Origin of the sequence: Microcoleus sp. bin38.metabat.b11b12b14.051 (assembly GCF_013299165.1) — a bacterium.
Taxonomy (GTDB): Bacteria; Cyanobacteriota; Cyanobacteriia; order Cyanobacteriales; family Microcoleaceae; genus Microcoleus.
Genome location: NZ_JAAFKD010000012.1, coordinates 187,888 through 198,184, shown reverse-complemented (window position 1 = coordinate 198,184; position 10,297 = coordinate 187,888). Strand labels below are relative to the sequence as shown.

The window sequence follows — 10,297 nt, the reverse complement described above, 5'->3', positions numbered from 1 at the left end:
GTTTCTGACGCGCGGCAAGCTCTTTCTTTGCCGGATATGGTAGATTTAGTTGCTAGTTTGCGGCCTGTGGCGGCGGCCGTCGGGCGGTGCGTTGCTGATATTAATTTGCATTCACAGGTATTAAGCGTCAGGTGATATTTGTAGGGAATTAGGCATTGTCCTTCATCCTGTCAAGTTAATACGCAACCTAGTACCAGTGTTATCCGTAAATCCAATAGTCCGACAGGGGTTGAAAACCCCTGTCTCACAGCGAAAGTCCTCTAAAAGAGGACTGAAATGTATAATATTTAACGTCAGACTCTACAGTCGGTTTTAACCGACTTTAGCTTTGAGGCAGGGGTTTAAACCCCTGCCGGACTCTCGGAAAGCGCGTGGCTGACACGGCGAAAGGCATTGCCTAAGTCTCTACCCACGGCTAAACTTTCAAGAAATATTATGAGAGCAAACCGAAATTAGATTAATATAAAAGCACGATCAATCCTGTCATCTACAAGATATCGCTTAATTATGGCACTCAAACTTCATGTTCCGTCGATCGTCTGTTCCGGCTGCGGAACCACTATTACCGAAGCCATCAAAACCGTTGAAGCGGAAGCTAAGGTGGATGTGGATTTAGCCGCCAAGACTGTGACTGTGGAAGCGAAAGCCTCGGAAGAGTCTATTAAACAAGCTGTGGTTGCTTCCGGTCACACAGTCCTCGAAGCCTAATATTAGGATGAGCCCTGGTTTGCAGTCAAAGCCCCTTTACAGATAATCGCTTGGATGAATCTTTGGTTGGGGAGGGCGAGTTTACAAATATTCTCGATGTGCATCATAGATATCGGTGAACTCGCCCCTACAGCATTCACCCCTACCAACAGTCAACTGTCAACAGTCAACAGTCAACAGTCAACAGTCAACAGTCAACAGTCAACAGTCAACAGTCAACAGTCAACAGTCAACAGTCAACAGTCAACTGACTAATTAAGATTCTTCGTCCAAGTGTTCGGCGACTGCTCGATAAAGTTCTAAAACGTGCCGATCGAGTAAACTATAAAAAACTTGTCTCCCAACTTTGCGGTAACTTACCAAACGTATCGCCCGCAACGCCCGCAACTGGTGCGATACCGCCGATTCGCTCATGCTCAAAGCAGCGGCTAAGTCGCACACGCACAATTCTTGATGTGCCAAAATAGAGAGCAACCGCAAGCGATTCGCATCTCCCAAAAGACTGAAAAACTCTGCCATTCGCTGGGCTTTGGCGGTGTTGAGAACTTGTGTTTGGATGTCCCTGGCCTGCTCTGAATCGACTACGTGCGATCGCCCGCACGTTGGTGTATCGTTTTCTTGGTCAAGCTGACTTATCGCTCCGTTAACAGCAGACTTCGGTGACATCTTTTCCCGGCTGATTTTAATTCTCATTTTCATATTAGCGCGATCGGCTCACCTTTTGTAACAAAATTTTTACATTCCCTTGACTTACATCTGAATATGTGTTCATATATATGTATAGCCAAACAAACCCGCCAGGAGAAAGTAAAATGACCACCGTCACCCAAATGAAATGCGCCTGCCCTTCTTGTTTGTGCGTTGTCAGCCTGACTGAAGCCATCGAAAAAAGCGGAAAATCTTACTGTTCCACTGCTTGCGCTGACGGCCACCCTAGCGGCAGCGGCTGCGGCCACACAGGCTGCGAGTGCAGTAAATAAATATTCCGCTTCAGAAAAGGTTAAAGAACCCCTGTAAAAATCTATCTAAAGGGAGATGCTAACAGCGCGTCTCCCAATTTTTGTGCTTTTAGGTTAAATAAAGGTTAAAATACGGGTAAATAAAGGTTAAAATTGTCTTAATAGACGAAGTACACAGGGAAAAAGCACAATTGTTAGCAGCGGAATACAATAAAAGTAAGTTAGCGCGCAATACTAAGTGCAAAGATTGCTATTAATAGCAGAGACAGAACCAAAAGTTGAATTAGGAGGGGGCAGTCAGGAACTCAGGTCTAAAGACACGGCTTGCAAGAGTAATCGAGTAAGCTATTCTGACCAGCCTAAGACTTTCGAGGTCTACGTTATTTGGGTCATGATACCGGAGAATGCGACGCTAGTTTTCCGCTCTATCGCTAGTAGTTAAACAGTCTTAAAGTCACTGAGACAGTGCTGCTAGCCTCACAAGCCCTTATAACATTGGCGAAGCGAACATTACCCCGTAAGGGAGCCCAACAAAGGCAACCATTATGCGTACAGGATTGTGCAGTTTGAAATGGTAATTGTCCCATTGAGAGTACATTACAAAAGTACACAAGAGCCAAGCAATCCCAAGGCGGTAATGGAAAGATTCACGGTGGTTAAAACCACCCGTGTCGTTTCCCTCTCCGAGGCTCAAGCCACGCTTGTTTACCACTTACCGAGTTTTTTTTTATGAAAGAGCGGGAAGATTTTTTACATCCTCGCAGTCGCTACTACGGTGATTTCACGCCTGAAAACTTGGCGTTTAATGCTAATTTGCAGGAATTTGCTCAGAAAATAACTTATATTTGCTCTCTGGAAACAGGGGGAAAAATTAGCGCTGAGAAAGCTTATAAAGATATTAAGGCACTTTGGAAAGACTTAAAATCGTCTAAGAAGCAATTGGGAATTGGACAAAAACCTCCCAGTACGGATGACGGAAATTCGCCTTATTGAGAAAGTGCAATATAGGTTTGTAGTGAGGAATTTATTCCTCTGATTGATGCGGACTAAAGTCCTCACTACGAACCAAATGGCTGCACTACCGAAAGGGTTTACAATTGCCTCTGATTGATGCGGACTAAAGTCCTCACTACGAACCTAATGGTGCGCGCTACGGAAAGGGTTTACAATTGCCGCCGAGGCCGGAGGTAATGGCACAAGTATTAGTTGTCAGCATCCCTTCATAGGTGTCAGCACCGGTGCCGGAACCGCCTAACTCGTCGCTGTACAGTTCTTTGTCGGAAATTTTGACATTTGCTTCCCTCGCTACAGTCTGCATCAACTTCGGATTAGTTGTGGTTTCGACAAAAATTGTCGGAACTCCTGCTGTCTTAATTTCTGATGATAATTCGGCTATTCTGGCGGCTGTGGGCTGTTCTTCTGTTGTCACTCCCTGCAAAGCTCCAGCAATCTCTAAGCCGTAAGCATCAGCATAGTAACTCAGGGCATCGTGAGTTGTGACTAATTTGCGTTTTTGAGCCGGAATTGTCGCAATTTGTGCTTTAATCCAAGTATCTATTTTTGCTAAATCATCTGTTAATTTGGCGGCATTTGTGGTATATAGTTGAGCATTAGTTGGGGAAACTTTGCTCAATTCATCGCGAATTGTTTCTACCATGCGGATGCCATTTTTAGGATTGTGCCAAACGTGAGGATCGGGGACTTTTTCGTCGCTGGCGTGGGTTTTATTTTGGGCTTTTTGTTCGCCTTCGTGTTCGTGTTCGCCCATCAGCGGTTTGGGAACGGCGAGTTCGTGTACGGCGATTTTGGGTGCGGAATTACTGCTGGATTTGATTAATTTAATGATGCTGGGTTCGTGGTTGTAGCCACCGTATAAAATCAGATTTGCTGTTTCAATGGCTTTGCGGTCTTCTGGCTTGGTTTGGTAGGCGTGGGGGTCTTCTCCGGGCTGGATCAGACAGGTGGTGTCGATCGACTTTTGGGCAATTTCCTTAGTAATATCGCAGATAACGCCCGTCGTAGCCACGACTTTTGGCAAGTTTCCGGGGGGATTAGCTTGAGTTTGAGTGGCGGCGGGACTCTGGGGCGTGGGATTGCTGGCTTGGGGGCCCCAATTGCAGCCAACCAGCCCGAAACCCATCGCCAAAACCGCCACACCGCACCATTTGCGGCTTTTTCCGGTCAATTTTTTTAACATTTTACCTTTGGAACGATAATCGTTATTACTTTTAGAGTTATCCTATTGTAGTAGCTACGAACAAGAATCGTTCTCAAAATCTGGAATTATGCTAGAAGTGCAAGACTTGGCTGTGAATTATCGAGGAATTTCGGCCCTCAACGGCGTGAATTTTAAGTTAGATCCGGGACAGTTAACGGGCGTGTTCGGCCCCAACGGCGCGGGGAAAAGCACGATGGTGAAGGCGATGTTGGGCTTGATTCCGGCGTCTCGGGGTTTGGTAAAATATCAGGGGCGGTTGTTGAAGGAACAGTTGGGACGGGTGGCTTATGTGCCGCAGCGATCGCAAATTGACTGGGATTATCCGATTACGGTGTGGAATGCGGTGATGATGGCGCGGACTGTCCAGACTGGTTGGTTTCGGACTCCCTCGAAACAGTCGCGGGAATTGGTGAAAGCTGCTTTGCTGCGGGTGGGAATGTGGGATTTGCGCGATCGACAAATTGGCGAACTCTCCGGGGGACAGCAGCAGCGGATATTTTTAGCAAGATCGATCGCCCAACAAGCCGACTTATTCTTCTTCGACGAGCCCTTTAGTGCGATCGACAAAGCAACAGAAGAGATTATATTCGATATTTTTGCCGAACTCAAAGCCGAAAATAAAACCCTGCTAGTAATCAGCCACGATTTAGGCGACACTTTAAAAAAATACGATAATTTATTATTGCTCAACAAGCAGTTAATCGCCACTGGTTCCTGCCGGGAAGTTCTCACCGCGACCAATATTCAAAAAGCCTATGGATACGATTTAAGCTTAGTTTCTGCGTAAAAAGACTGGCGGTTAAAACCGCGTCTATACAAACACTCACGCGCCTCCGCGGGTTGAAGACAGTAATATTCGTAGGGTGCGTCGCCTGGAAAATTTCTAACTAAATATATACAATCTCATAGCGACGCACCTTGCAAAATAATTTAGTAAACCCAAAGTATTCGTAGGGTGCGTCGCCTGGAAAATCCCTAACTAAATACATACAATCTCATAGCGACGCACCTTGCAAAATAATTTAGTATTCGTAGAGTGCGTCGCCTGGAAAATCCCTAACTAAATACATACAATCTCATAGCAACGCACCTTACAAGATAATTTAGTAAACCAACCCAAAACTTTTTTGTAGCAAAAATTGTATCAGGTGCGTCGCTACGAGATTGTCGATTTCCCTTGATGGATTTTCAGTGGCGACACACCCTACAGCTACCTCTTCCTTCTTCCTTCTTCCTTCTTCCTTCTTCCTTCTTCCTTCCTCTATAAATGTTAAACATACTAATCGAACCGCTCAAATTCGAGTTCATGCGAAATGCGATCGCCGTCGGAATTCTGCTAGGAATTGTCTGCGCCGTAGTCGGTTCATACCTAATTGTACAGCAAATGGGAATGATGGTAGACATGATTGCCCATTCAGTATTAGCTGGACTGCCGATTGCTTTTTATTTCGGCTACAATATTTCCATCGGTGCATTTATCTCAGGAATCATCAGCGCGATAATTATGGCCTGGATTCAAGCCCAATCGCGGCTTAAAATAGATGCAGTTATGGCATTAATTTTGTCAACTTTTTTAGCAATTAGCGTCACCCTAATTAGCCTGTTGCGGACAACAAAACTAGACTTAGACGGTTTTCTATTCGGGAATATCTTGTCAGTTGCACCGTCAGATGTGCAGCAGACTTTGGTCATAACTGTGATTATTTTGGTGGCGGTTAAAATCTTTTACAAAGAACTGCTATTCTATACCTTCGACCCGCTGGGCGCGCAAGCATCCGGTTTACCTGTAAACTTGATTTATTTGGGACTAATTTCGGCGATTACACTGACAGTCGTTGCGAGTTTGCAAACTGTGGGCGCACTGTTAGTAATTTCGCTGTTAATCGGGCCGGGAATAACGGCGTATTTGATGGTAAAAGAGTTACATTTAATGATGGGATTGGGTGCGATAATCGGGATTGCTGCTAGTGTGACGGGGATGTATCTTAGTTATTATTTTAATATGCCCTCTGGTGCGGCAATTGTCTTAGTTGTATTTGGCTTATTTTTAGTAGCTTTGCTGTTCAGTCCCAGTCAAGGAATTTTGACTAGAAAGAGAGGAGAATAGTCCTATTCAGTGTAAACATTCTGATAAATCTCGCTTCTAGCTGAGTCTCGATCCCCCTAAATCCCCCTTAAGAAGGGGGACTTTGATCCTATCCGGTTCTCTCCTTTTGAAGGAGAAGTTTGAGCCTTTCCGGTTCCCCCCTTTTTAAGGGGGGCTAGGGGGGATCTGGGCCTAGTCGTCAAACAAGAAACTTATTACTACGCTTGATAGTAAGTTGACACCAATGTTTTTCAACCCGCCCTGCAAATATGCGTTTTTTACCAGAAAGAAGCTGTCAACTCTTCGACTCCCCTCGACTTCGCTCGGGGCAAGTCGCGAGCGCGCAAGCTGTCAACCCCTCGACTCCGCGGGCGGGCTCTTCTGTCAACTCTTCGACTCCCCTCGACTTCGCTCGGGGCAAGTCGCGAGCGCGCAAGCTGTCAACCCCTCGACTCCGCGGGCGGGCTCTTCTGTCAACTCTTCGACTCCCCTCGACTTCGCTCGGGGCAAGTCGCGAGCGCGCAAGCTGTCAACCCCTCGACTCCGCGGGCGGGCTCTTCTGTCAACTCTTCGACTCCCCTCGACTTCGCTCGGGGCAAGTCGCGAGCGCGCAAGCTGTCAACCCCTCGACTCCGCGGGCGGGCTCTTCTGTCAACTGTCAACTGAAGCTTACTTAGCTTGACAAAAGCTTTCGTAAACACCATCAAGCAGTAAATTGAGAGCAAAAGTTGCTTTTTCGGCAGCTAACAGCGCTTCCTGTTGCGCTTCTTCAGTTTGACAAAGCTGTAACAAAGCTTCGCGGGTGGCTTCCGAGTGGAACTCGTCGGCTTTTTCGTGAACTTGAAAGAAGGACAAAGCAGCTTGTGAATCGATGCCGTAAAATTCCTTTAAACCAGCGATTTTGGTTGTGGAAACTTCGGGGATTTGTGCTTCGTAAGCGTAGAGGGCGGCTAAACCTTTGGCGGGAGATTCGCTGCGCGCTAAGTCTTTGAGAATGCGGACGGATTCGGTGGTTTTTTCTAAGTGTTCGCGATCGAGAACTGCATTTCTGTCTAAACCCAAACCTTCGGCAAAGCGCAGCCACAGTTCGGGGTGATTTGCGGCACCTCGCTCTTCTTCTATGAGGTTTTCGAGGAGCATTTGACGAATTTTGATGTCGTCACAGGCGGCGTGGGTAGCGCTGACGTAGGTGGGGAAGTTGTGAACTTGCAGGTAGTATTCTTGTGCGTACTCTTGCAGCATTGCGAGGTCGAGTTTACCTTCGTTCCACATTTGGTAGAACGGGTGTTTCAGCAGGTGGTTTTGGTCGAGAATGCTGTTGAGTTGTTCGAGAAATTGCTGTTCGGTCATGATTGTCGATCGCCCTTAAGGATAATGCAGCCACTAAGATGTTATAGTATTTTGGGATTTTGTAAAGAGCAAGTTCAGTCCTGAACGCACTACGATCAAAGAAACCGGGTTTTTACTAGATTTCTGGTCTGGAACCTGTGTATTTTCGCGAAAAACCCGGTTTCTGGACACCAGTGGATAAGTCGCTTACCCGCACTCAACCCCGCCCAAATCCCTTGCCACGCATAGATTTCGACCAAACCAGCAATTCGCCACCATTCCCCCCAGCCGCGAGAAACTCACCATCGGGATGCCATGCGAGACAGGAAAAACCGCCCTCTGCACCTTCGAGAATTTGCTGCAATTGTTCTGCTTTGTACCACAAACAAACTTGACCGTCGGCGGCGGCGGAAGCTAACAAAAATGTGTTAGGTTGAAATGCGATCGCACTTACGACATTTTCATGTACTTCTAAAGCCCAACCTTCCCAACCGACTCTTTCATCAGCATCTCTTGCCCAAACAGAAACGCCTTGAGAACTCGAAGCCGCCAACAAAGGTGCACCCAAAGAATTAGTTTGATTCGACCAAGCCAACTCTCGAACTTTCCCCGGAAAACCCTGCATTACCCACGGTTCCAAATTGCCCCATTCACTAACAATTAGGGTATTATCCATATTACCACAAGCTAAATATTCCCCTAACGGCGACCAAGCTATTGCACCTGTTGCGGACGGTACCGATAAAATTTCCGGGTCTTCATCCCAGTCTTCGCCACTCCAAACTTTAACACCTTGATAGCCGCTAACTGCCAGATATTGAACAATAGGATGCCACGCTAAATCTAGGATAGATGACGAGTCAAAATTTAGCGTTACTTCCACAACATGATCATCAGCATTCCAGACTTGAACGCAGCGGCCCATACTGAAAGCCAACTGATTGCAGTGGGGACTCCAAGCTAACTTATCAACCCAGACATGGTGATTGTCCAAATTAGTGATTAACTTTCTAGAATCAACCCGCCAAATTTGCACTGTTCCATCTTGTCCGCCCGCAGCTAACAATTGACTATCAAACGAAAAAGATAAGCAATCTACCGATTTGCCCGTTGCAATTTGCAGCGGTTGCAAAGACAATTCTTTGGTTTTCCCAACTTTTGCCAGCATCACTTCGCCCGCAGCCGAACAAACTGCTAAAGTTTTGCCATCCGGCGACCACGTAACAGCAGTTATGTAGTCAGACAGCATTACTTTAGCGTACAATTCTAGAGTTTGTTCGCTTTTATTTGTCTTTTTGTTACCCATATTTATTGAATCTGAGATGTTGCACTCTTCTTAAGAACTGGCAAGATGCCCGTTCCACAAGAGATGAATTTTATTCTTGTGGAACAGGCATCTTACCTGTTCCTAAAAGGCTCATTAAAAATGCTTCAATGTGCCAGTTAAACTAGACACTTACGGAAATCCTCTCGCAATTGAGTTTCGTTTCTTAAGAACTGGCAAGATGCCCGTTCCACAAGAGATGAATTTTATTCTTGTGGAACAGGCATCTTACCTGTTCCTAAAAGGCTCATTAAAAATGCTTCAATGTGCCAGTTAAACTAGACACTTACGGAAATCCTCTCGCAATTGAGTTTCGTTTCTTAAGAACTGGCAAGATGCCCGTTCCACAAGAGATGAATTTTATTCTTGTGGAACAGGCATCTTACCTGTTCCTAAAAGGCTCATTAAAAATGCTTCAATGTGCCAGTTAAACTAGACACTTACGAAAATCCTCTCGCAATTGAGTTTCGTTTAAGTTGCGACCGATAAATACGAGTTCGTTTTTCGGAGTTTCGGTGGCTTTCCAGGCTCTATCGGGTCGGCCATCGAACAACATATGTACTCCTTGAAAAACAAATCGTTCGTTTTTTCCAGCTATGTTTAAAATCCCTTTTGTCCGAAAGATATCTGTGCCTTGAGTTCGCAACAATTCGCCAATCCAATCGCTAAATTTGTCGCCATCAATAGCACCAAATTCTACTATTGCCATTGATTTTACTGTTGCGTCATGTTCGTGAACGTGTACGCCCAAAAAGTCGGGTTCGATTTCTAATGCCCGGTTCAAATCAAATGCTTTGACACCTAACAACGCATCAATGTCTAGTTCTGCATTGTGAGTGCGGTGGATTTTCGCCATTGCATTCATGGCGCGAATTCGCCTTTCTAATTCTGCCAATTCTTCCGCTGTGACCAAATCTGTTTTGTTGAGCAAAACTACGTCAGCAAAGGCAATTTGTTCTTGAACTTCCTCTGCATCCCAATGTTGCGAGATATGTTTGGCATCGACTACGGTGACAACTGCATCTAACAGCATTTTGTCGCGCATATCTTCGTCTACAAAGAATGTCTGAATTACTGGTGCGGGGTCGGCTAAACCTGTGGTTTCGATGACTATGTGGTCAAACTTTTCGCGCCGCTTCATCAAGTTGCCGATAATCCGAATTAAGTCGCCTCGGACTGTACAGCAAATGCAGCCGTTGTTCATCTCAAAAATTTCTTCGTCGGCGTCAATGATCAGTTGGTTGTCGATGCCTACTTCGCCGAATTCGTTGACGATGACTGCAACTTTTTTGCCGTGTTCCTGTGTCAAGATATGGTTGAGTAGCGTAGTTTTGCCTGCACCCAGATAGCCTGTGAGAACGGTCACGGGAACTGATTCGATTGCTCCAGCAGTAACCATATTTTACCTCTAGTTTTGTAGAATGATAACCATTGTCGCTATTTTACACGATCTGGATGCTAAATGGTGAAAGCTAGCGAGCCGAGCGCTGGTAGGTTTGTATTGAGGACTTTAGTCCGCATCCATAGAAGAAGGACTAAAGTCCTGACTACGAACCTTGACAGATTCTAGGTTTGTAGTGAGGACTTTAGTCCGCATCCATAGAAGAAGGACTAAAGTCCTGACTACGAACCTTGACAGATTCTAGGTTTGTAGTGAGGACTTTAGTCCGCAT

11 protein-coding genes and 1 pseudogene are annotated in these 10,297 nt (G+C 45.8%); 7 read left to right on the top strand and 5 right to left on the bottom strand.

Annotated features, from left to right (window positions below; genetic code table 11):
- The 3 genes and pseudogenes from QZW47_RS15090 to QZW47_RS15080 all read left to right on the top strand — a co-directional run.
- A pseudogene (locus tag QZW47_RS15090) lies at window positions 1-135 on the top strand (3-deoxy-7-phosphoheptulonate synthase); the annotation flags it as partial.
- Between the two features lie 372 nt (window positions 136-507).
- Window positions 508-708: a heavy-metal-associated domain-containing protein gene (locus QZW47_RS15085; protein ID WP_293128255.1), complete on the top strand. Its 201-nt coding sequence runs from the start codon at window positions 508-510 to the stop codon at window positions 706-708.
- 54 nt (window positions 709-762) lie between these two features.
- Window positions 763-963, top strand: a complete 201-nt coding sequence (locus QZW47_RS15080) for a hypothetical protein (protein ID WP_293128254.1) — start codon at window positions 763-765, stop codon at window positions 961-963.
- On the opposite strand, the gene QZW47_RS15075 is transcribed toward QZW47_RS15080, so the two are convergent.
- Complete coding sequence (locus tag QZW47_RS15075; RefSeq protein WP_293128253.1) at window positions 964-1,374, bottom strand: metalloregulator ArsR/SmtB family transcription factor; 411 nt, start codon at window positions 1,372-1,374, stop codon at window positions 964-966.
- A gap of 146 nt (window positions 1,375-1,520) precedes the next feature.
- On the opposite strand from QZW47_RS15075, the gene QZW47_RS15070 reads away from it, so the two are divergent.
- Window positions 1,521-1,688, top strand: coding sequence for a metallothionein (locus QZW47_RS15070; RefSeq protein ID WP_293128252.1), 168 nt, complete (start codon window positions 1,521-1,523; stop codon window positions 1,686-1,688).
- A gap of 708 nt (window positions 1,689-2,396) precedes the next feature.
- Entirely contained in the window at window positions 2,397-2,660 is a 264-nt protein-coding gene (locus tag QZW47_RS15065) for a hypothetical protein (RefSeq protein WP_293128251.1), read from the top strand.
- 157 nt (window positions 2,661-2,817) lie between these two features.
- Here the strand turns inward: QZW47_RS15065 and QZW47_RS15060 are convergent, their stop codons facing one another.
- The gene (locus tag QZW47_RS15060; protein WP_293128250.1) at window positions 2,818-3,864 is read right to left on the bottom strand and encodes a zinc ABC transporter substrate-binding protein; all 1,047 of its coding nucleotides are present in this window, start codon (window positions 3,862-3,864) and stop codon (window positions 2,818-2,820) included.
- An 88-nt stretch (window positions 3,865-3,952) separates the two neighbouring features.
- On the opposite strand from QZW47_RS15060, the gene QZW47_RS15055 reads away from it, so the two are divergent.
- A complete protein-coding gene (locus QZW47_RS15055) occupies window positions 3,953-4,672 on the top strand; it encodes a metal ABC transporter ATP-binding protein (protein WP_293128249.1) in 720 nt (239 codons plus the stop codon).
- Between the two features lie 480 nt (window positions 4,673-5,152).
- Window positions 5,153-5,992 (top strand): metal ABC transporter permease, encoded by an 840-nt coding sequence (locus tag QZW47_RS15050; RefSeq protein ID WP_293128248.1) that lies wholly within the window; start codon window positions 5,153-5,155, stop codon window positions 5,990-5,992.
- Window positions 5,993-6,640: 648 nt separating this feature from the next.
- On the opposite strand, the gene QZW47_RS15045 is transcribed toward QZW47_RS15050, so the two are convergent.
- From QZW47_RS15045 to QZW47_RS15035, 3 genes are all read right to left on the bottom strand, one after another.
- Window positions 6,641-7,321, bottom strand: a complete 681-nt coding sequence (locus tag QZW47_RS15045) for a CADD family putative folate metabolism protein (RefSeq protein ID WP_293128247.1) — start codon at window positions 7,319-7,321, stop codon at window positions 6,641-6,643.
- A 196-nt stretch (window positions 7,322-7,517) separates the two neighbouring features.
- Complete coding sequence (locus QZW47_RS15040) at window positions 7,518-8,606, bottom strand: WD40 repeat domain-containing protein (RefSeq protein ID WP_293128246.1); 1,089 nt, start codon at window positions 8,604-8,606, stop codon at window positions 7,518-7,520.
- Between the two features lie 445 nt (window positions 8,607-9,051).
- Window positions 9,052-10,023, bottom strand: a complete 972-nt coding sequence (locus QZW47_RS15035) for a GTP-binding protein (protein ID WP_293128245.1) — start codon at window positions 10,021-10,023, stop codon at window positions 9,052-9,054.
- Window positions 10,024-10,297 lie beyond the last annotated feature (274 nt).

What these genes read in the sequence shown, in the direction of transcription:
- QZW47_RS15085 (WP_293128255.1), top strand. Translation starts at nt 508, where the DNA reads ATGGCACTCAAACTTCATGTTCCGTCGATCGTCTGTTCCGGCTGCGGA.
- QZW47_RS15080 (WP_293128254.1), top strand. Translation starts at nt 763, where the DNA reads ATGAATCTTTGGTTGGGGAGGGCGAGTTTACAAATATTCTCGATGTGC.
- QZW47_RS15075 (WP_293128253.1), bottom strand. Translation starts at nt 1,374, where the DNA reads ATGTCACCGAAGTCTGCTGTTAACGGAGCGATAAGTCAGCTTGACCAA.
- QZW47_RS15070 (WP_293128252.1), top strand. Translation starts at nt 1,521, where the DNA reads ATGACCACCGTCACCCAAATGAAATGCGCCTGCCCTTCTTGTTTGTGC.
- QZW47_RS15065 (WP_293128251.1), top strand. Translation starts at nt 2,397, where the DNA reads ATGAAAGAGCGGGAAGATTTTTTACATCCTCGCAGTCGCTACTACGGT.
- QZW47_RS15060 (WP_293128250.1), bottom strand. Translation starts at nt 3,864, where the DNA reads ATGTTAAAAAAATTGACCGGAAAAAGCCGCAAATGGTGCGGTGTGGCG.
- QZW47_RS15055 (WP_293128249.1), top strand. Translation starts at nt 3,953, where the DNA reads ATGCTAGAAGTGCAAGACTTGGCTGTGAATTATCGAGGAATTTCGGCC.
- QZW47_RS15050 (WP_293128248.1), top strand. Translation starts at nt 5,153, where the DNA reads ATGTTAAACATACTAATCGAACCGCTCAAATTCGAGTTCATGCGAAAT.
- QZW47_RS15045 (WP_293128247.1), bottom strand. Translation starts at nt 7,321, where the DNA reads ATGACCGAACAGCAATTTCTCGAACAACTCAACAGCATTCTCGACCAA.
- QZW47_RS15040 (WP_293128246.1), bottom strand. Translation starts at nt 8,606, where the DNA reads ATGGGTAACAAAAAGACAAATAAAAGCGAACAAACTCTAGAATTGTAC.
- QZW47_RS15035 (WP_293128245.1), bottom strand. Translation starts at nt 10,023, where the DNA reads ATGGTTACTGCTGGAGCAATCGAATCAGTTCCCGTGACCGTTCTCACA.